At 58.1% G+C, this 20940-nt stretch carries 20 protein-coding genes; 5 read left to right on the forward strand and 15 right to left on the reverse strand.

The genetic code is table 11. From position 1 onward, the window contains the following. Positions 1-19 precede the first annotated feature (19 nt). The 14 genes from M5G17_RS21385 to rpmH all read right to left on the reverse strand — a co-directional run bounded on the left by M5G17_RS21385 (position 20) and on the right by rpmH (position 11613). On the reverse strand, positions 20-556 hold the full coding sequence (locus tag M5G17_RS21385; protein WP_273894876.1) for a F0F1 ATP synthase subunit delta: 537 nt from the start codon (positions 554-556) through the stop codon (positions 20-22). A 12-nt stretch (positions 557-568) separates the two neighbouring features. Continuing rightward, positions 569-1039, reverse strand: coding sequence for a F0F1 ATP synthase subunit B (locus M5G17_RS21390; RefSeq protein ID WP_273894877.1), 471 nt, complete (start codon positions 1037-1039; stop codon positions 569-571). Between the two features lie 57 nt (positions 1040-1096). Beyond that, positions 1097-1354, reverse strand: a complete 258-nt coding sequence (atpE, locus tag M5G17_RS21395; RefSeq protein WP_002555987.1) for a F0F1 ATP synthase subunit C — start codon at positions 1352-1354, stop codon at positions 1097-1099. A gap of 143 nt (positions 1355-1497) precedes the next feature. Next, positions 1498-2367 (reverse strand): F0F1 ATP synthase subunit A, encoded by an 870-nt coding sequence (gene atpB / locus M5G17_RS21400; protein ID WP_273894878.1) that lies wholly within the window; start codon positions 2365-2367, stop codon positions 1498-1500. A 16-nt stretch (positions 2368-2383) separates the two neighbouring features. After that, entirely contained in the window at positions 2384-2791 is a 408-nt protein-coding gene (locus tag M5G17_RS21405) for a F0F1 ATP synthase subunit I (RefSeq protein WP_010222722.1), read from the reverse strand. Between the two features lie 149 nt (positions 2792-2940). Next, entirely contained in the window at positions 2941-3813 is an 873-nt protein-coding gene (locus tag M5G17_RS21410) for a ParB/RepB/Spo0J family partition protein (RefSeq protein ID WP_273894879.1), read from the reverse strand. A 9-nt stretch (positions 3814-3822) separates the two neighbouring features. Then, positions 3823-4614: a ParA family protein gene (locus M5G17_RS21415; RefSeq protein ID WP_010222720.1), complete on the reverse strand. Its 792-nt coding sequence runs from the start codon at positions 4612-4614 to the stop codon at positions 3823-3825. Positions 4615-4632: 18 nt separating this feature from the next. Continuing rightward, positions 4633-5277, reverse strand: coding sequence for a 16S rRNA (guanine(527)-N(7))-methyltransferase RsmG (rsmG, locus tag M5G17_RS21420; protein WP_273894880.1), 645 nt, complete (start codon positions 5275-5277; stop codon positions 4633-4635). Next, positions 5274-7166, reverse strand: a complete 1893-nt coding sequence (gene mnmG, locus M5G17_RS21425; RefSeq protein ID WP_273894881.1) for a tRNA uridine-5-carboxymethylaminomethyl(34) synthesis enzyme MnmG — start codon at positions 7164-7166, stop codon at positions 5274-5276. Before mnmG ends, rsmG begins: the two co-directional genes overlap by 4 nt. Positions 7167-7683: 517 nt before the next feature. Next, positions 7684-9054, reverse strand: a complete 1371-nt coding sequence (gene mnmE, locus M5G17_RS21430) for a tRNA uridine-5-carboxymethylaminomethyl(34) synthesis GTPase MnmE (RefSeq protein ID WP_273894882.1) — start codon at positions 9052-9054, stop codon at positions 7684-7686. A gap of 83 nt (positions 9055-9137) precedes the next feature. Next, positions 9138-10820: a membrane protein insertase YidC gene (yidC, locus tag M5G17_RS21435; RefSeq protein WP_273894883.1), complete on the reverse strand. Its 1683-nt coding sequence runs from the start codon at positions 10818-10820 to the stop codon at positions 9138-9140. A gap of 2 nt (positions 10821-10822) precedes the next feature. Next, positions 10823-11068 carry a membrane protein insertion efficiency factor YidD gene (gene yidD, locus M5G17_RS21440; protein ID WP_080764817.1) on the reverse strand — a complete coding sequence of 82 codons (246 nt, stop codon included), beginning with the start codon at positions 11066-11068 and terminating at the stop codon, positions 10823-10825. Continuing rightward, the gene (gene rnpA, locus M5G17_RS21445; RefSeq protein ID WP_273894920.1) at positions 11061-11465 is read right to left on the reverse strand and encodes a ribonuclease P protein component; all 405 of its coding nucleotides are present in this window, start codon (positions 11463-11465) and stop codon (positions 11061-11063) included. The genes yidD and rnpA overlap by 8 nt, the downstream gene beginning before the upstream one ends. 13 nt (positions 11466-11478) lie before the next feature. Continuing rightward, positions 11479-11613, reverse strand: a complete 135-nt coding sequence (gene rpmH / locus M5G17_RS21450; RefSeq protein WP_002551315.1) for a 50S ribosomal protein L34 — start codon at positions 11611-11613, stop codon at positions 11479-11481. Positions 11614-12205: 592 nt separating this feature from the next. Here rpmH and dnaA point away from each other — a divergent pair. The 4 genes from dnaA to gyrB are packed head-to-tail and all read left to right on the forward strand — an operon-like array spanning position 12206 to position 18409. Beyond that, a complete protein-coding gene (dnaA, locus tag M5G17_RS21455) occupies positions 12206-13720 on the forward strand; it encodes a chromosomal replication initiator protein DnaA (protein ID WP_273894884.1) in 1515 nt (504 codons plus the stop codon). Positions 13721-13760: 40 nt separating this feature from the next. After that, positions 13761-14864 (forward strand): DNA polymerase III subunit beta, encoded by a 1104-nt coding sequence (gene dnaN, locus M5G17_RS21460; RefSeq protein WP_273894885.1) that lies wholly within the window; start codon positions 13761-13763, stop codon positions 14862-14864. 19 nt (positions 14865-14883) lie between these two features. Then, entirely contained in the window at positions 14884-15987 is a 1104-nt protein-coding gene (gene recF, locus M5G17_RS21465; RefSeq protein WP_273894886.1) for a DNA replication/repair protein RecF, read from the forward strand. Positions 15988-15991: 4 nt separating this feature from the next. Continuing rightward, the gene (gene gyrB / locus M5G17_RS21470) at positions 15992-18409 is read left to right on the forward strand and encodes a DNA topoisomerase (ATP-hydrolyzing) subunit B (RefSeq protein WP_273894887.1); all 2418 of its coding nucleotides are present in this window, start codon (positions 15992-15994) and stop codon (positions 18407-18409) included. Positions 18410-18475: 66 nt separating this feature from the next. Here gyrB and M5G17_RS21475 read toward each other — a convergent pair whose 3' ends face one another. Further along, on the reverse strand, positions 18476-19789 hold the full coding sequence (locus tag M5G17_RS21475) for a sigma-54 interaction domain-containing protein (protein WP_273894888.1): 1314 nt from the start codon (positions 19787-19789) through the stop codon (positions 18476-18478). A gap of 240 nt (positions 19790-20029) precedes the next feature. Between M5G17_RS21475 and M5G17_RS21480 the strand changes: the two genes are divergently transcribed. Further along, positions 20030-20914: an MBL fold metallo-hydrolase gene (locus M5G17_RS21480; protein WP_273894889.1), complete on the forward strand. Its 885-nt coding sequence runs from the start codon at positions 20030-20032 to the stop codon at positions 20912-20914. The last annotated feature ends 26 nt before the right edge of the window (positions 20915-20940 follow it).

Raw genomic sequence — 20940 nt, forward strand, 5'->3', positions numbered from 1 at the left:
CTCTGCTGCCCCTTCAAACTCAAGATTTCAATGCTTCGGCCAGTTTCGCGATTTTGCCGCGAACCGAGCCATCGATTACCAGGTCGCCGGCGCGGATCACGACACCACCGATAAGGGTGGCATCCTCCATCGCATGCAGGCGCACTTCCCGGTTGAGCCGTGCACTGAGAACCTTGGCGAGTTTGTCTTGCTGTTCTTGGTTCAACGCAAAAGCACTGGTGACTTCCACGTCCACGGATTTCTCTTGTTCAGCCTTGTACAGGTCGAACAACGCCGAAATCTCCGGCAAAAGCAGGAGACGGCCATTTTCCGCGGCAACATGAATGAAATTCTGTGCCTGTGCATCAAACTTGTCACCGCACACGTCAATAAACGCGGCGGCCTTTTCTGCGCTCGTCAGTCGCGGGGCCTTGAGCAGGCGCTGCACTGTGTCGTCTTCCGACACTGCAGCAGCCAGGCCGAGCATGGCTGACCAATTGGCCAGTTGCTGATGGGCCTGGGCGTGCTCAAAGGCCGCCTTAGCGTAAGGTCGGGCCAACGTGGTCAATTCTGCCATGATCGCCCTCGCTTAAATTTCAGCGGCCAGTTTATTAACCAGCTCCGCATGCGCGTTTTGATCGATTGTGGCGCCAAGGATTTTTTCAGCACCGCCGACAGCCAGCAGACCCACTTGGGCACGCAGGGCGTCTTTGACACCGTTAATATCCTGTTCGATCTCGGCTTGAGCCTGAGCCTTCACACGGTCAGCTTCGACGCGGGCCTGATCACGGGCTTCCTCGACGATCTGAGCACCGCGCTTCTTGGCTTGCTCAATGATTTCGGCTGCCTGAGCTTTCGCTTCGCGCAGTTGCTGACCCGCTTTGTCTTGGGCCAACTCCAGGTCGCGAGCTGCTCGGTTGGCAGCGTCCAGTCCATCCGCGATCTTCTTCTGACGTTCTTGCAAAGCCGCGATGACCGGAGGCCACACGAACTTCATGCAGAACAGCACAAAGATGAAGAACGCAACGGACTGGCCAATCAGGGTTGCATTAATGTTCACGCCAACACCTCGCTCGTTCTTTGTCCAACACACCAAACCACTCGAAAATCCGAGTGATTAGCCAGCGAGTTGACCAACGAAAGGATTAGCGAAGGTGAAGAACAGAGCGATACCAACACCGATCATGGTTACGGCGTCGAGCAGACCGGCAACGATGAACATTTTAACTTGCAGCATTGGCACCATCTCTGGCTGGCGAGCAGCGCCTTCCAGGAACTTGCCGCCCAGCAGGCCGAAACCAATGGCGGTACCCAGAGCACCCAGGCCGATCAGCAGAGCAACAGCGATAGCGGTAAGACCAACTACAGTTTCCATCTTTCCTCCCGACTTTTACGTCGTATTGGTTAGGTTTTTTAGTTTGAAGCGGTAAAACAAAATCGTTTGGTACAGCGGCCCTTGCGGACTTTTTCGACCCTCCCCGGTACTGGCGAGAGGGTCATCAGACACGCCAGGCGGTCTTAATGGTTATCTTCGTGAGCCATCGACAGGTAGACGATGGTAAGCATCATGAAGATGAACGCTTGCAGGGTGATGATCAGGATGTGGAACACAGCCCACGCCCACTGCAGCACCACGCCCAGGCCACTGAGCCAGAGCAGGCCGCTGCCGAACATCACGGCAATCAGGATGAATACCAGCTCGCCGGCGTACATGTTGCCGAACAGACGCAGGGCCAGCGAGATTGGCTTGGCAATCAGGGTCACGAATTCGAGCAGGAAGTTGACCGGGATCAGCAGGATCTGCAGGAAAATATTCTTGCTACCGAACGGGTGCAGGGTCAGTTCGCCGAGGAAGCCGCCAATGCCCTTGACCTTGATGCTGTAGAAAATAATCAGGGCGAACACGCTGAAGGCCATGGCCAGGGTCGCGTTCGGGTCGGTGGTCGACACGGCACGGAACGGAATGTGCGGATCACCGGAGATCAGGATGGCCAGCTGTGGAATCCAGTCGACCGGAATAAGGTCAACGGCGTTCATCAGGAAGACCCAGACGAAAATGGTCAGCGCCAGTGGGGCGATCACCGGGCTGCGGCCGTGGAAGCTGTCCTTGACGCTGCCGTCGACGAACTCAACCAGCACTTCTACGAAGTTCTGCAGGCCGCCAGGCTGGCCGGAAGTCGCCTTCTTGGCTGCCATGCGGAACAGGAGTACGAAAAGCAGACCCAGCGCGACCGACCAACCCAGGGTGTCCAGGTGGAAAGCCCAGAAGCCCATTGCCTTGGCTTCTGCTGCGGAATGGGCAAAGCCCCAACCGCCGTCTGGTAGTTGACCGAAGGTCAGGTTCTGCAAGTGGTGCTGGATATAGCCCGAAGCGGTTTCTGCTGCCATGGTTGCCTCAAACGCCCTAAGGTCTCGAAAGTCTTATATTCATCAGCAGGGGCGCGAACCAGCTGACCAACTGGGTCAGCAGAAAGACACCGAAGACTGCTAACGGCGCCAATGGCTTCACTCCTGCAAACGTCAGCGCAAAAAGCACTGCCGTCAAAATCAATTTGCCTGCCTCGCCAGCGTAGAACGACTTGACGATAGCCTGCGCTGCCCTGGCTCCGGTGTAACGAAAAGCCTTCCAGGCGAAATACACATTCGGCAGCCAGGCAATCAGCCCTCCGCAGAGTGCCGAATATCCACTGACCGCCCCGTGCCACTGCCACAACGCCAAAGTTGCCAACAGAAACACGACACACTGAGCCAACAGTACCGGAAAAACCGCCCAGCGATGGAAAGGCAAGCGGTTTGGCGTGCGGGTTTCCATCACAACTGCTCCTCAAAAGTCGACCAACCAGTCAGCTATGACTTGGCATAATTTGTGCCGACAAAATGCGCGCAGAGTATAGGGGCGGTTTAACCCCTATTCAACTGCCGGGTAGTGATTTCCGACTACGCGCTACAAAAGGAATTGTTTCAGCGGATGTGAGCAAGGACACCTTGCAACTCATCTAGTGAGTTGTAACGAATAACTAACTGGCCCTTGCCCTTGTTACCGTGACGGATCTGTACAGCCGAGCCCAGACGCTCTGCCAGACGCTGTTCAAGGCGGGTGATGTCTGGGTCCGGCTTGGCAGGTTCTACCGGCTCGGGCTTGCCATTGAGCCACTGGCGTACCAGTGCTTCAGTCTGGCGCACAGTCAGGCCGCGTGCGACAACGTGACGCGCCCCGTCAACCTGCTGATCATCCGGCAAACCGAGCAATGCCCGGGCGTGCCCCATCTCCAGATCGCCGTGGGACAACATGGTCTTGATCACGTCCGGCAACGAGATCAGGCGCAGCAGGTTGGCCACGGTTACCCGCGACTTGCCCACAGCATCGGCGACCTGTTGCTGGGTCAGCTGGAATTCCTGCTGCAAGCGCTGCAGGGCAATGGCCTCTTCCACCGGATTGAGGTCTTCGCGCTGGATGTTCTCGATCAGGGCCATGGCGATGGCCGCTTCATCCGGTACATCGCGGACCATTGCCGGGATGGTCTCCAGACCAGCCTGCTGGCTGGCACGCCAGCGGCGCTCACCGGCGATGATCTCAAAGCGGTTATCAGCGATCGGGCGGACCACGATCGGCTGCATCACGCCCTGGCTCTTGATCGATTGGGCGAGTTCTTCCAGTGCCTGCGAGTCCATGTCCCGGCGCGGCTGGTACTTGCCGCGCTGGATCAGATCGAGCGGCAGGTGTTGCAGTTCCTTCTGGTCGACCTGGACAGCCTGCTCTTCGAGCGCGCTGACGGTCGGACCACTGAGCAGTGCATCCAACCCACGTCCGAGACCCCGTTTCTTAACGGCCATGCGGATTCCTTAAGTTGTTTGTGCAGTGCGGGTTTGACGACGTTGGCGTCGCACCAGTTCCCCGGCCAGGGCCAGGTACGCCAGGGCGCCACGTGATTGCTTGTCGTACGCCAGGGCCGGCATACCGAAGCTCGGGGCCTCGGCCAGGCGGATGTTGCGCGGAATCACGGTGTCGTACAGCTGGTCGCCGAAGTGTTCCTTGAGCTGCGCGGAAACATCGTTGATCAGGCTCAGGCGCGGGTCGTACATGGTCCGCAGCAGGCCTTCGACCTTGAGCTGCGGGTTCAACCGCTCGCCGATCCGCTTGATGTTATCCACAAGGTCACTCAAGCCTTCCAGGGCAAAGTATTCACATTGCATTGGAATGATCACGCCATCGGCGGCAACCAGGGCGTTGAGGGTCAGCATCGACAGCGACGGCGGGCAGTCGATCAGGATGTAGTCGTAGTTCTCGCGGATCGGCGCCAGTGCGGTACGCAGGCGGCTCTCCTTCATCTGCATTTCCAGCAGCACCACTTCGGCAGCGGTCAGGTCGCGGTTGGCTGGCAGCAGCTGGTAGCCGCCGTGCTCGGAGAAGTGCATGGCCTGGGCCAGATCGCATTCACCGATCAACAGGTCATAGACCGAATGTTCCAGGACGTGTTTATCCACACCGCTACCCATGGTGGCGTTGCCCTGTGGATCGAGATCGATCAGCAGCACGCGGCGCTTGGTTGCCACCAGCGATGCTGCGAGATTGATACAGGTGGTGGTTTTACCCACACCACCTTTCTGGTTCGCGATTGCGAATACCTTAGCCATTCTTGCTTGTGTTCCCAGTCATGCCGTGCGGCGCAGTATCAGCAGATGGCGTTGGCCTTGGCAACCCGGAACGGTCAAGGCCTGCTCGCTATCCACTCTGAAATCTGCCGGCAATGCTACCAGCTCATCGGCAGGATGCAGCCCTTTCATTGCCAGCCACTGCGTCTGGGCGTCACCGAGGTGGCGCGTCCAGTTGGTGAAGTTCTCCATGCTGCTGAAAGCACGGGAAACAATTCCGGTGAAAGGCAGCTCCGGTTGGAACTCCTCGACCCGCTTGTGGATAACTGTGAGGTTATCCAGCTTGAGCTCCAGCTTTACCTGGGTCAGGAAGCGGGTTTTCTTGCCGTTGCTGTCGAGCACCGTGACGTGCTTCTCCGGATGCAGGATAGCCAAAGGAATCCCGGGCATGCCACCGCCGCTGCCAACATCCAGCCAGCGCTCGCTGTGGATAAACGGCATGACGCTGAGACTGTCGAGCAGGTGGCGGGAAACCATCTCGTCCGGATTGCGCACAGCGGTCAGGTTGTAGGCCTTGTTCCACTTGATCAGCAAGGCCAGGTAGGCCAGCAGTTGTGCCTGCTGGGCCTCGCTCAGCTCGACACCGAGCTGGCGGGCGCCTGTGGACAACTCTTCGGCGTGTTGAGGGGTGACCTGAGAACTCAAGCGCTTTGCTCCAACTCGCGGCCTGCGCCGCGTTTTTTCAGATGAATCAGCAACAGGGAAATCGCCGCCGGGGTCACGCCGGGGATACGCGAAGCCTGACCCAGGGTCTCGGGCCGGGTCTGGCCGAGCTTGCCCTGGATTTCCTTGGATAACCCGGAAATACCGCTGTAATCGATATCGTCGGGCAGGCGGGTATCTTCGCTGGCGCGCAGCCGGGCGATTTCTTCCTGTTGCCGGTCGATGTAACCGGCGTATTTGGTTTTGATCTCAACCTGTTCGGCCACTTGCGGGTCGATATCCGAGCCGCCAGTGACTTCCATCAGCCCGGCGTAATCGATTTCCGGGCGGGTCAGCAGGTTGAGTAGGTTGTACTCGTGGCTCAGCGGCGTGCCGAATTTCTCGGCAATGGCTTGGCCTTGCGCAGTGTCCGGGCGGACCCAAGTGGATTTCAGACGCTGCTCTTCCACGGTAATGCTTTCGCGCTTGGCGCTGAACGCGGCCCAGCGCTCGTCGTCAACCAGGCCCAGCTCGCGACCTTTTTCGGTCAGGCGCAGGTCGGCGTTGTCCTCACGCAGGATCAGGCGGTACTCGGCCCGCGAGGTGAACATGCGGTACGGCTCCTGGGTCCCCAGGGTAATCAGGTCGTCAACCAGCACGCCGATGTACGCCTCGTCGCGACGCGGGCACCAGCTTTCACGGCCCTGCGCACGCAGTGCCGCGTTGGTACCGGCAAGCAGGCCTTGCGCACCGGCTTCTTCGTAGCCCGTGGTGCCGTTGATCTGACCTGCGAAGAACAACCCGCCAATGACCTTGGTTTCCAGGCTGTACTTGAGGTCCCGCGGATCGAAATAGTCGTACTCGATGGCGTAGCCAGGACGCACGATGTGGGCGTTTTCCATGCCGCGGATCGAACGCACGATCTGCAACTGCACATCGAACGGCAAGGATGTGGATATCCCGTTCGGGTACAGCTCGTGGGTGTTCAGGCCTTCTGGCTCGATGAACACCTGGTGGCTTTGCTTGTCGGCAAAGCGATGGATCTTGTCTTCGATCGACGGGCAGTAGCGTGGGCCAATGCCTTCGATGACTCCAGAGTACATCGGTGAACGGTCGAGGTTCGACGCGATGATCTCGTGGGTACGGGCGTTGGTGTGGGTAATCCAGCAACTGACCTGACGCGGATGCTGCTCCTTGGAGCCCATGAACGACATCACCGGGATCGGTGTGTCACCGGGTTGCTCGGTCATGACCGAGAAATCCACCGAGCGACCATCGATACGTGGCGGTGTACCGGTTTTCAGGCGGCCGACGCGCAATGGCAGTTCACGCAGGCGACGTGCCAGGGCAATCGACGGCGGATCGCCAGCTCGGCCACCGGAGTAATTCTGCAAACCGATGTGGATAAGTCCGCCGAGGAAGGTTCCTGTGGTCAATACCACGGAGTCGGCGAGAAAACGCAGACCCATTTGGGTCACCACACCGCGTACCTGGTCCTGCTCGACGATCAGGTCGTCGCACGACTGCTGGAATATCCACAGGTTGGGCTGGTTCTCAAGAATCTCGCGCACCACCGACTTGTAGATGGCGCGGTCGGCCTGGGCACGTGTAGCGCGCACTGCCGGGCCTTTGCGGTTGTTCAAAACACGGAATTGGATACCGCTCTTGTCAGTGGCCAGTGCCATGGCACCGCCGAGCGCATCGATTTCCTTGACCAGGTGGCTCTTGCCGATGCCACCGATGGCCGGGTTGCAACTCATATGACCGAGGGTTTCCACGTTGTGGGTCAGCAGCAGGGTTTTCACACCCATGCGTGCAGACGCAAGCGCAGCCTCGGTACCGGCATGGCCGCCGCCGATGACGATCACTTCAAAACGGGAAGGGAAATCCACCACGCACCTCGTGCCTGTTTCGGGAATAGATAGGGATAACGCACAAGTATAGGGACTTACCTCCCTCTAAAGGAACCTTTTGCACAAAATTTAACCAGGCTGTGGATGAGTGGCGGGTAATAGAAATTAAAAGAGAGAAATTTATTAAAGCTTTGTTTTTATGTTTATTCTTAGTCAGGCACCTTTCTGTGGATAAGGTTCTACAGGCCTTTATTTACATTGTGTACAGAGATTCAAAACCCTGTGGTCTACCAGGGATGAGCATTCTGGATAAGCGCTTTAAGCCTGTGGATTAAATGGCCAGTTACCCACAGGCGAAGTTATCTCCAGCCTTGAAGGCCAGTTATCAACGGAGCTGAAGGTGGGTTTTCCACAGGGCTTATTTCAGCGAAATGTGGATAGACGCGCAGAAATCAACGCAGCACAACCGCTATGGCTGTACTGACCAGGAGAGGGGATTGGAGAAAATGGCTGCTACGGTCGGGCCCATTGCAGGCCCGACTGTGGATAAGAACGCTTACTTGCCGATGCAGAAGCTGGAGAAGATCCGCCCAAGCAAGTCATCAGAGCTGAATGCCCCGGTAATCTCGCCCAAGGCTTGTTGAGCCTGGCGCAGATCCTCTGCCAGCAGTTCACCGGCCCCGGCAAGGGTCAGCTGGGCGCGACCGTGCTCCAGGTGCGCACTGGCCTGACGCAGTGCCTCCAGATGGCGCCTGCGGGCGCTGAAGCTGCTTTCGGCAGTCTGTTCATAACCCATGCAGGACTTCAGGTGCTCGCGCAGTAGCTCAAGGCCCATGTCGGTATCTTTGGCGCTGAGGGTGATGGTGACATGGCCATCTTCACTCTGTTCCATGGCAATGGCTTCGCCACTCAGATCTGCCTTGTTACGAATCAGTGTGACCTTCGCCGGATCCGGGCGCAGATCGAGAAACTCGGGCCATAGGGCAAACGGATCACTGGCTTCCGGCGCAGTGGAGTCGACCACCAGCAAAACCCGGTCAGCCTCGTTGATCGCCTTGAGCGCACGTTCCACGCCGATCTTTTCCACATGGTCGTCGGTATCGCGCAACCCGGCAGTGTCGACAACGTGCAGCGGCATGCCATCGATGTGGATATGTTCGCGCAGGATGTCCCGGGTGGTGCCGGCGATATCGGTGACAATCGCGGCCTCACGGCCGGCCAGTACGTTAAGCAGGCTCGACTTGCCGGCATTCGGCCGACCGGCAATCACTACCGTCATGCCATCACGCAGCAACGCGCCCTGCCCGGCCTCGCGCTGCACTGTGGATAAATTGTTGCGCACCTCATCGAGCATGCTCAGCACGTGACCGTCAGCGAGAAAGTCGATTTCTTCCTCGGGGAAGTCGATCGCCGCTTCCACGTAAATACGCAGGCTGATCAGTTTTTCGGTGAGGTTATCCACACGACGGGAAAATTCACCCTGCAGCGAGCGCAAGGCATTGCGCGCCGCCTGTGCGGAGCTGGCTTCAATCAGGTCGGCGATGGCCTCGGCCTGAGCAAGGTCAAGCTTATCATTGAGGAACGCACGCTCGCTGAATTCACCCGGGCGCGCCAGCCGGCAGCCCAGTTGTACACAGCGTTGCAGGAGCATATCGAGCACCACCGGGCCACCGTGGCCCTGCAGTTCCAGCACGTCTTCGCCGGTGAAGGAGTTCGGCCCGGGGAAGAACAGCACAATGCCTTCATCCAGCACCAGGCCATCTTCAGCGCGGAACGGACCGTAATGGGCGTGCCGCGGTGTTAGCGTTTTGCCACAGATGGCCAACCCGGCTTGTTTGGCCAGAGGGCCGGATAGCCGCACGATTCCCACCCCCCCACGTCCCTGGGCGGTAGCAATGGCGGCAATGGTTTCACGCACAGTGTTCATGCTCGACGGTCTCACGACAAAAACGACAGATAGCAAAACGCCCCACGAGGGGGCGTTTATCCACAGGTTAGCTGGCTAACCCGTTAAGCGGCGGCATTCTTGGCAGCCTTTTCGATACCGCGGGTGATGTACCACTGCTGTGCGATCGACAAGCAGTTGTTCACAACCCAGTACAGCACCAGACCTGCAGGGAACCACAGGAAGAAGAAGGTGAAGATGATCGGCATCAGCTTCATCACCTTGGCCTGCATCGGATCCGGCGGAGTCGGGTTCAGCTGCTGCTGGATGAACATGGTCGCGCCCATGATGATCGGCAGGATGAAGAACGGATCCTTGATCGACAGGTCAGTGATCCAGAACATCCATGGCGCCTGACGCATCTCGACGCTTTCCAGCAGAACCCAGTACAGCGAAAGGAAGACTGGCATCTGCACCAGGATCGGCAGACAGCCGCCCAGCGGGTTGATCTTCTCTTTCTTGTACAGCTCCATCATGGCTTGCGACATTTTCTGCCGGTCATCGCCATGTTGTTCTTTGAGTGCTGCCAGTTTCGGCGCAACGGCACGCATGCGGGCCATCGAACGATAGCTGGCGGCCGACAGCGGGAAGAACAGCGCCTTGATCAGCATGGTCAGGACGATAATCGACCAGCCCCAGTTGCCGAGAAGGTTGTGGATATGTTGCAGCAGCCAGAAGATTGGCTGGGCAATGAACCACAGGATGCCGTAGTCGACGGTCAGTTCCAGACCTGGGGACAACTCCTTGAGCCGCTCCTGAATCTTCGGACCGGCATACAGCATGGTGCTGGTTTCAGCTTTGGCGCCAGCGGCAACGTTCAGCGCCGGTCCGGTGAAACCGATGATGTAGTTGCCTTGGCTGTCCTTGCGGGTCTGAACGATGTTGTTTTCAGACTTGTTAGGAATCCAAGCAGTTACAAAGTAGTGCTGCAGCCAGGCTACCCAGCCGCCGGTAACATTTTCTTTCAGATTTCCCTTGTCGATGTCTTTCATCGACACTTTTTTGTAGGGCTCCGAACTTGTCCACAGGGCAGCGCCGAGGTAAGTCGCAGTACCGGTTGCGGTGCTCGAGGAAGGATCCGAACTGGCATCGCGCTTGAGCTGTGCGAACAGGTTACCGGTCCAGGGCTGTGCGCTCTGGTTGTCGATCAGGTAGGTGACGGTCAGGTCGTACTCACCGCGCTTGAAGCTGAAGCGCTTGATGTAGTTGACGCCGGCATCGCTGAATTTCAGGTCGACTACCAGTTGGTCCTGACCGTCGGCCAGTTGATAACTTTTCTGATCAGCGGCGTACAGAGGACGGCCAGACGAACGCGCATCAGGTCCGTTGACACCGGTAAGACCGCTCTGAGCCAGGTAAGTACGCTCACCACCGTTGTCGAACAACTGGAACGGAATGTCTGGATGGTCTTGACGACGTGGGTATTTCGGCAGCATCAGCTGGGCGATGTCACCACCGTTTGGATCGATAGCCAGGTCGAGGACATCAGTCTTGACCCGAATCAGGTCCTTGCTGACCACTACCGGGGCAAGTTCTGCTGGGCTGGATTCAGCGTTGGCGCTCGGTACATCGGCGCTGGCGCCAGTGTTACCGGCCTGCGCGGTGTCCGGCAGGGCCGGGGCAACGTTGCTGGCAGCAGTATTCTGAGTCGGCAGGGCAGCCTGGCCATAGTCCTGGTTCCAGTTAAGGACCATGACGTAGGACACGATTGCCAGGGCCGCGATCAGGATCGTGCGTTTAATATCCATGATTACTCGGCTATCGAAGAAGTACGGGAAGAGGAGGCAGGTGGAACCGGGTCAAAACCACCGGCATTCCACGGGTGACAACGCCCCAGGCGACGAACGGTAAGCCACCCGCCGCGTAAAAGGCCATGTGTTTCGATGGCTTCGTACGCATAGCAGGAGCAACTGGGGTAGAAACGACAGTGACTGGCCATCAGAGGACTAATGGCATAACGGTAAAACTGGATCGGAACGAGCGCCAGTTTACGCATCTTGACTGTCTACCCCCACAGAGTCGGTGTTAACCACTGGAGCGGGCCGACTGCGTGCAAGGCGCTTCCAGAGCTTGCCAAAATGTTGGTGCAATTCTGGGTTTTCAATCTCGCCCAACCCTTTGCGCGCGACGATCACGATATCCCAACCGGCAAGCAAATGCTGGTTCAGGCGAAACGAATCGCGCATCAGGCGTTTCAGGCGATTGCGTTGAACGGAGAGCTTGACGCTCTTTTTCCCGATCACAAGCCCCAGGCGGGGATGATCAAGACCGTTCTCGCGAGCAAGGATCAGCAGGCATTTCCCTGGAACCTTGCCGGTTGGGGAGTCGAAGACCGCTTTGAAGTGCCGGGGAATAAGCAGGCGCTTTTCCCGACTGAAGTCCTGACTCACCACCATTGCCGAAAAATCAAACTGCCAGGCGCTTACGGCCTTTGGCACGGCGACGCGACAGAACGGCACGACCGTTCTTGGTGGCCATACGGGCACGGAAACCGTGAGTGCGAGCGCGCTTGATGGTGCTTGGTTGGAAAGTACGTTTCATGGCGTGTTACCTGGTTCGTCGACTACGGGCCGGAATGGCCCCCGTTTTAAGAGACCGGCGATTCTAGAGAAAGCGGGGCCGTAGGTCAATTTCCAACCAGCTTTTCCTTATAGACGGAAAATCGGCTGCGTTTTGGGCATCACTGGGGATGAGCGGCCAGGGCACGAGTAGTGGTTCACTTAAACATAGAAAAAAAGAGAGGACTTATTTAAAGCTTTTTAGTGAATCTTATAGAGCTTATGTAGAGACTTTCTGTGGATAACAAGCTGAAGGCCTTTAATTACCTACTGTACAGAGAACAGAAACCTTGTCGAGAAACGGTGCTGTGACTGTGCTGTAGCCTCGGAAAAGCTGTGGATGAAATAGCATGTTATCCACAGGCAGGTTATCCACTGGTTTCAGCCCCCAGTTGTGCAAAGACCTCAGGTCCGGTTATCCACAGAGCTTATTCACATGGCTCAAGTGTCATTTTGGTCACTAAATTGCTGATTTATCGCCATCCTCGTCTTACCTGCATGTGGATAACTGAGCTGGCGCTGGGTACAATGGGCGCTTGTTTTTGCCTCACCGGCTTTCAACTCAGGGGATATCCGTGTCAGTGGAACTTTGGCAGCAGTGCGTGGAGCTTCTGCGCGATGAACTGCCTGCCCAGCAATTCAACACCTGGATCCGTCCGCTACAGGTCGAAGCCGAAGGCGACGAGTTGCGCGTCTATGCGCCCAACCGTTTCGTTCTCGACTGGGTCAATGAAAAGTATCTGAGCCGTCTGCTCGAACTGCTGGGTGAACACGGCAACGGTATGGCGCCTGCGCTTTCCTTATTAATAGGTAGCAGGCGCAGTTCGGCACCGCGTGCCGCACCTAATGCACCGCTGGCTGCAGCCGTGGCGGCCTCTCAGGCACAAGCTGCACAAAGCGCAGTGGTCAGTGAGCCTGTGGCCGCACCCGTTGCAGCACCGGCAGCTGTGGCCGAAATCGAGCAAGCGCCTTCGCGTGACAGCTTCGATTCCATGGGAGAGGCCAATGCCGCTCCGGCACCGAGCCGCACCGAACAACGCACTGTGCAGGTCGAGGGTGCGCTCAAACACACCAGCTACCTGAACCGCACCTTTACCTTTGAGAACTTCGTCGAAGGTAAGTCCAACCAGCTGGCACGCGCTGCGGCCTGGCAGGTTGCCGACAACCCCAAGCATGGCTACAACCCGTTGTTCCTGTATGGCGGCGTGGGCCTGGGTAAAACTCACTTGATGCACGCGGTGGGCAACCACCTGCTCAAGAAGAACCCGAATGCCAAGGTGGTGTACCTGCACTCCGAGCGCTTCGTCGCTGACATGGTCAAGGCGCTGCAACTCAATGCCATCAACGAGTTCAAACGCTTCTACCGTTCGGTCGATGCGCTGCTGATCGATGACATTCAGTTCTTTGCCCGTAAAGAACGTTCCCAGGAAGAGTTTTTCCACACCTTCAACGCCCTGCTCGAAGGCGGCCAGCAGGTCATTCTGACCAGCGACCGTTATCCGAAGGAAATCGAAGGCCTGGAAGAGCGCCTGAAGTCGCGTTTCGGTTGGGGCCTGACCGTTGCGGTAGAGCCTCCAGAACTCGAAACCCGGGTGGCGATCCTGATGAAGAAGGCGGATCAAGCCAAGGTCGACCTGCCGCATGACGCGGCTTTCTTTATCGCCCAGCGTATCCGCTCGAACGTGCGTGAACTCGAAGGCGCCTTGAAGCGGGTGATCGCTCACTCGCACTTCATGGGCCGTGACATCACCATCGAGCTGATTCGAGAATCGCTCAAGGATCTTCTGGCACTGCAGGACAAACTGGTGAGTGTGGATAACATTCAGCGCACCGTTGCCGAGTACTACAAGATCAAGATCTCCGATCTGTTGTCCAAACGTCGTTCCCGTTCGGTCGCCCGCCCGCGGCAAGTTGCTATGGCCTTGTCCAAAGAGCTGACCAACCACAGCCTGCCGGAAATCGGCGACGTTTTCGGCGGCCGCGATCACACCACCGTGTTGCATGCGTGCCGCAAGATCAACGAGCTCAAGGAATCCGACGCGGATATCCGCGAGGACTACAAGAACCTGCTGCGGACTCTGACGACTTGATGAACGTCAGCGCAGCTTATTAAAGGCAAGGGACTAGACCATGCATTTCACCATTCAACGCGAAGCCCTGTTGAAACCCCTGCAACTGGTCGCAGGCGTCGTCGAGCGCCGCCAGACCTTGCCGGTACTGTCCAACGTACTGCTGGTGGTAGAGGGTCAGCAATTGTCGCTGACCGGTACCGACCTGGAAGTGGAACTGGTTGGCCGCGTGCAGTTGGAAGAGCCAGCCGAGCCTGGCGAGATCACCGTGCCTGCGCGCAAGCTCATGGACATCTGCAAAAGCCTGCCGAACGACGTGCTGATCGACATCAAGCTCGATGAGCAGAAGCTCGTGGTAAAGGCTGGCCGTAGCCGTTTCACCCTGTCGACCCTGCCGGCCAACGACTTCCCGACCGTGGAAGAAGGCCCGGGCTCGCTGACCTGCAACCTGGAGCAAAGCCGCCTGCGCCGCCTGATCGAGCGCACCAGCTTCGCCATGGCCCAGCAGGATGTGCGCTACTACCTCAACGGTATGCTGCTCGAAGTATCTACTGATACGTTGCGCGCCGTTGCCACCGACGGTCACCGTTTGGCCATGTGCTCGATGCGTGCTGAAATTGGCCAAGCCGATCGCCACCAGGTCATCGTGCCGCGCAAAGGTATCCTGGAGCTTGCTCGTCTGCTTACCGAGCCGGACGGCATGGTAAGCATCGTGCTGGGGCAGCATCACATCCGCGCCACCACGGGTGAGTTCACCTTCACCTCCAAGCTGGTCGACGGCAAGTTCCCGGACTACGAGCGTGTCTTGCCCAAGGGCGGTGACAAGCTGGTGGTGGGCGACCGTCAGGCACTGCGTGAAGCCTTCAGCCGTACTGCAATTCTGTCCAACGAGAAGTACCGCGGCATCCGTCTGCAGTTGGCCAGTGCCCAGTTGAAGATCCAGGCTAACAACCCAGAGCAGGAAGAAGCAGAAGAAGAAATCAGCGTCGAGTACAACGGTAGCTCGCTGGAAATCGGTTTCAACGTCAGCTACTTGCTGGACGTGCTGGGTGTCATGACCACTGAGCAGGTTCGTCTGATCCTGTCGGACTCCAACAGCAGTGCACTGCTGCAGGAAGCCGACAACGACGATTCCGCTTATGTCGTCATGCCGATGCGCCTGTAATTTGTCCAGCAGACTCTAGATGTCCCTCAGTCGCGTTTCTGTCACCGCGGTGCGTAACCTGCACCCGGTGACCTTCTCTCCCTCCCCCCGCATAAACATTCTGTACGGCGCCAACGGCAGCGGTAAAACCAGTGTGCTGGAAGCCGTTCATCTGTTGGGCCTGGCCCGGTCGTTCCGCAGCACTCGACTCACCCCGGTGATTCAGTATGAGCAACTGGCTTGTACAGTATTCGGCCAAGTCGAGTTAAGCGAAGGCGGTTCCAGCAACCTGGGTATTTCGCGGGATCGGCAAGGTGAGTTCACCATCCGCATCGACGGGCAGAACGCCCGTAGCGCTGCACAGCTGGCAGAGATCCTGCCGCTGCAGTTGATCAACCCCGACAGTTTTCGCTTGCTCGAAGGCGCGCCGAAAATACGCCGGCAGTTCCTTGATTGGGGGGTGTTCCACGTGGAACCCCGCTTCATGTCCACATGGCAACGCCTGCAGAAGGCTTTGCGGCAGCGGAACTCATGGTTGCGGCATGGTACACTTGACGCTGTTTCGCAAGCGGCCTGGGACCGGGAACTGTGCCTGGCCAGCGCGGAAATAGATGAATACCGTCGCAATTACATCAAGGCCTTGAAGCCTGTCTTTGAGCAAACTCTCAGCGATTTGGTCGAGCTCGAAGGGCTGACCCTGAGCTATTACCGTGGCTGGGACAAGGATCGCGAACTCAGTGAAGTGCTCGCCTCCTCCCTGCAACGTGATCAGCACATGGGCCATACCCAGGCCGGACCACAACGCGCGGACTTGCGTTTGAGACTCGGCGCCCATAACGCCGCAGACATTTTGTCTCGCGGTCAGCAGAAGCTGGTGGTCTGCGCATTGCGTATCGCCCAAGGCCATCTGGTTAGCCAGGCGCGTCGCGGCCAATGTATTTATCTGGTGGATGACTTGCCGTCGGAACTCGACGATCAGCACCGCCGCGCACTTTGTCGCTTGTTGGAAGACTTACGCTGCCAGGTGTTTATCACCTGTGTAGATCACGAATTATTGAGGGAAGGCTGGCAGACGGAAACGCCAGTTGCTTTGTTCCACGTGGAACAGGGCCGTATCACCCAGACCCACGACCATCGGGAGTGAAGGCATGAGCGAAAATCAAACGTACGACTCCTCCAGCATTAAAGTGCTGAAAGGGCTAGATGCCGTGCGCAAGCGTCCCGGTATGTACATTGGCGACACCGATGATGGTAGCGGTCTGCACCACATGGTGTTCGAGGTGCTCGATAACTCGATCGACGAAGCACTCGCCGGCCACTGTGACGACATCACCGTAACCATCCACCCGGACGAATCCATCAGTGTTCGCGACAACGGTCGCGGCATTCCGGTCGACGTGCACAAAGAGGAAGGCGTCTCCGCCGCCGAGGTCATCATGACCGTCTTGCACGCCGGCGGTAAGTTTGACGACAACTCCTATAAAGTATCCGGCGGTCTGCACGGTGTAGGTGTGTCGGTGGTTAACGCCCTGTCCGAGGAGTTGATCCTGACCGTTCGCCGTAGCGGCAAGATCTGGGAACAGACTTACGTCCACGGCGTGCCACAAGCCTCGATGGCAATCGTTGGGGATAGCGAAACCACCGGTACCCACATCCACTTCAAGCCGTCGTCTGAGACGTTCAAGAATATCCACTTCAGCTGGGATATTTTGGCCAAGCGGATTCGCGAACTGTCCTTCCTGAACTCTGGCGTTGGTATCCTGCTGAAGGATGAGCGTTCGGGCAAGGAAGAGCACTTCAAGTACGAAGGTGGCCTGCGTGCCTTCGTTGAATACCTGAACACCAACAAGACCCCGGTCAACCAGGTGTTCCATTTCAGCGTTCAACGTGAAGACGGCGTGGGCGTTGAAATCGCCCTGCAGTGGAACGACAGCTTCAACGAGAACCTGTTGTGCTTCACCAACAACATCCCGCAGCGTGACGGTGGTACCCACCTGGTCGGTTTCCGTTCGGCGTTGACCCGTAACCTGAACAACTACATCGAGCAGGAAGGCCTGGCCAAGAAGAACAAGGTTGCGACCACCGGCGATGACGCCCGTGAAGGTCTGACCGCGATCATCTCGGTGAAGGTGCCGGATCCGAAATTCAGCTCGCAGACCAAAGACAAGCTGGTTTCCTCGGAAGTGAAAACGGCCGTGGAGCAGGAGATGGGCAAGTACTTCTCCGACTTCCTGCTGGAGAACCCGAACGAAGCCAAGGCCGTTGTCGGCAAGATGATCGACGCTGCCCGTGCCCGTGAAGCAGCACGTAAAGCGCGTGAAATGACGCGTCGCAAAGGTGCGTTGGATATCGCCGGCCTGCCGGGCAAACTTGCGGACTGCCAGGAGAAGGACCCTGCCCTTTCCGAACTGTACCTGGTGGAGGGTGACTCCGCGGGTGGCTCGGCCAAGCAAGGTCGTAACCGCAAGACCCAGGCGATCCTGCCGCTCAAGGGCAAGATCCTCAACGTCGAGAAAGCACGCTTCGACAAGATGATCTCGTCCCAGGAAGTGGGCACGTTGATCACCGCGTTGGGCTGCGGTATCGGCCGCGAAGAGTACAACATCGACAAGCTGCGTTATCACAACATCATCATCATGACCGATGCTGACGTCGACGGTTCGCACATTCGCACCCTGCTGCTGACCTTCTTCTTCCGTCAGTTGCCGGAGCTGGTCGAGCGTGGCTATATCTACATCGCCCAGCCGCCGCTGTACAAGGTCAAGAAAGGCAAGCAAGAGCAGTACATCAAAGACGACGAGGCCATGGAAGAGTACATGACTCAGTCGGCTCTGGAAGATGCCAGCCTGCACCTGGACGAATCCGCACCACCTGTTTCCGGCGTCGAGCTGGAGCGTCTGGTCAACGAATTCCGTACCGTGATGAAGACTCTCAAGCGCCTGTCGCGCCTGTACCCGCAGGAGCTGACCGAGCACTTCGTCTACCTGCCGGCGGTATCGCTGGAGCAGTTGGGCGACCATGCTGCCATGCAGCAATGGCTGGGCAAGTTCGAAGAGCGTCTGCGTACCAGCGAGAAGTCCGGCCTGCTGTACAAGGCCAGCCTGCGCGAAGACAAAGAGCGCAATGTCTGGCTGCCAGAAGTGGAAATCACCTCCCACGGCCTGGCCAGCTACGTCACCTTCAACCGTGACTTCTTCGGCAGCAACGACTACCGCACCGTCACCGCCCTCGGTGCACAGCTGACCACCCTGCTGGGTGACGGCGCCTACGTGCAACGTGGCGAGCGCAAGAAAGCCATCACCGAGTTCAAGGAAGCACTGGACTGGCTGATGACCGAAAGCACCAAGCGCCACACCATCCAGCGCTACAAAGGTCTGGGTGAGATGAACCCGGATCAGCTGTGGGAAACCACTATGGACCCAACCGTGCGCCGCATGCTCAAGGTGACCATTGAAGACGCGATCGCTGCTGATCAGATCTTCAACACCCTGATGGGCGACGCCGTTGAGCCACGTCGTGAGTTCATCGAGAGCAACGCCCTGGCGGTGTCCAACCTGGACTTCTGATCAGGCGCTACCGCTACAAACAACAACCCCGGCCAAAAGCCGGGGTTTGTTGTTTCTGCGCATAGGTCAAAGCCCCAGCTCGCGCAAGCGTCGGTACAGGGTGCGTTCACTCAGGCCCAAGTGACGGGCCAGCTCGCTGCGCGAGCCGTTGAAACTGTCCAGGGCCTGGGCCAGTTGTCCGAGGTTGTCCTTGGCACGGCGGCTCAGGGTTTGCGTCGGTTCAAGGACTGAACCGAGTTCCGCAGGCAGATGTTCGGCTCGGATCAGTCCGTCGTCAGCGAACAACCGCGCTCGCTCGAGGATATTTCGTAGCTCGCGGATGTTGCCGGGATAGGTATGCAAGCTCAGCCGTTTCATCGCTTGGGCATCGACTTGCGGCGCGGCCGAACCGGCCATGCGCTGCAGCAGGCTCTGGATCAACAACGGCAGATCATCAACCCGCTCACGCAAGGCCGGCAGCCGAATCGGAAAGCCACTGATGCGGTAGTACAGGTCCTCGCGAAAGGTGCCTGCTGCAGCCATTTCCTTGAGGGGTTTGTGGGTAGCCGAGACCAGCCTGAAATCCGAGTGAACCGTACGCAGGCTGCCAACCGGACGAAAGCTGCCGGACTCGATCAGGCGCAGCAGTTTGACCTGCATCGCCAGCGGCACTTCACCGATTTCATCGAGGAACAAGGTGCCGCCATGGGCTGCTTCGGCCAGGCCGATCTTGCGCTGATGAGCGCCGGTGAAGGCGCCTTTCTCGTAGCCGAACAACTCGCTTTCGAACAACGACTCGGTCAGGCCGGTGCAATCGACCACTACCAGTGGACCGTTCGCCCGCGGACTACTCAGGTGCAACGCGCGGGCAAACAGCTCCTTGCCGGTGCCGGACTCACCCTGGAGCAACACCGGGATTTGCGCCGGTGCTGAGCGCTGCAAGCTGGCCAGTGCTTCCTGGAATGCCGGTGAGCGCCCGACCAGTCCGTGCTGCTGGGGCTGAGCCGAGGCGACGGTGATGCTGGTCAGGCGCTCGACAAAAGCCACCACCTGACCCTCTTCATCGAGGATAGGGCGCAATTCGACATCGACGTGTTCTGGCCCGCGTGGCGTGTGGTGCACATGCAACACACGTTCAGGTGCACGACTGTCCCAGGCCTTGCGCATCGGACAGTGTTCGCCAGCCTGGTCGCAAGGCACGGCGTAGTGGTGGGACACCCGGTGGCACTTGGCGCCAATAGGCGGCTGACCATCAATGCCGAACTGGCGGCGGTAGGCGCTGTTGGCCGCAAGGATGTTGTAGTCAGTGTCGAGCACGATGGTCGGCTGGGCGTCGTGTTCGAGGTAGGACACCAATGCCTGCACGGCAGGATCAGGAGTAACAACGGAAGAGAAGGACATGGCGACACCTGGGCAAGCTCGGGCAAAGCTTAACTGAAGGTGCCAAGGACTGCCAAAAACTGCCATGTCACTGCCAACTATGCTGACAGTTTGGCAGCGGTAAGCGATACGCAGCCCGAAAATTCGCCGTAGCCATTGAGAAACAGCCCACCTAAATGGTGGCACATATCTTGATGACAGTCTGCCCACTGCCAGCAAGGCTTCATAGCTGGCATTTGTGATGAATTCGGAGCGTGGTAAATGATCATCGGCGGCAACTTGTATGTGGAGGCACTGTTCGACACGGTGACCTCGACCATCAGCTATCTGGTGATGGACCGTGACAGCGGTGACTGTGCCTTGATTGACAGCGTGCTGGATTACGATCCAAAGTCCGGGCGCACCCACAGTGCATCGGCGGACAAACTGATCGATCGGGTCAGCGAACTAGGCGCCAAGGTTCAGTGGATTCTGGAAACCCATGTTCATGCTGACCACCTGTCTGCCGCCGCCTACCTCAAGCAAGCCCTGGGTGGCCGGATCGCGATAGGTAGCCAGATTACCCAAGTGCAGAAAGTTTTCGGTGCACTGTTCAATGCCGATGGCGGTTTCGCCCGCGATGGCAGCCAGTTCGATGTGCTGTTCAACGATGAGCAGCCCTTCACCATCGGCAATCTTCAGGCCCGCGCTTTGCACACGCCCGGGCACACCCCGGCGTGCATGACCTATGTGGTGGAGGTCGCCGGGCAGAGCATTGCCTTCGTCGGTGACACCTTGTTCATGCCCGATTACGGCACTGCCCGATGCGACTTTCCCGGCGCCAGTGCGCGCACCCTGTACCGTTCGATCCAGCGCATTCTTGCCTTGCCCGCCCAGACGCGCTTGTTCATGTGCCACGACTACCTGCCGGGTGGCCGCGAACTGCGGTACATGACCACAGTGGCCGAACAGCGCGCGAGCAATATCCATATCCGCGAAGGCATAAGCGAAGACAGCTTCGTCGCCATGCGCGAAGCCCGCGACGCCACCCTGGAAATGCCGGTGCTGATTCTGCCCTCGGTACAGATCAACATGCGCAGCGGTCAGTTGCCCGAACCTGAAGACAATGGAGTGCGCTACCTGAAGATCCCGCTCAACGTGCTCTGAGCTACACCCCAGAATTATTATTAGAA

It is taken from the genome of Pseudomonas rubra (genome assembly GCF_028656935.1).
Lineage (GTDB): Bacteria > Pseudomonadota > Gammaproteobacteria > Pseudomonadales > Pseudomonadaceae > Aquipseudomonas > Aquipseudomonas rubra.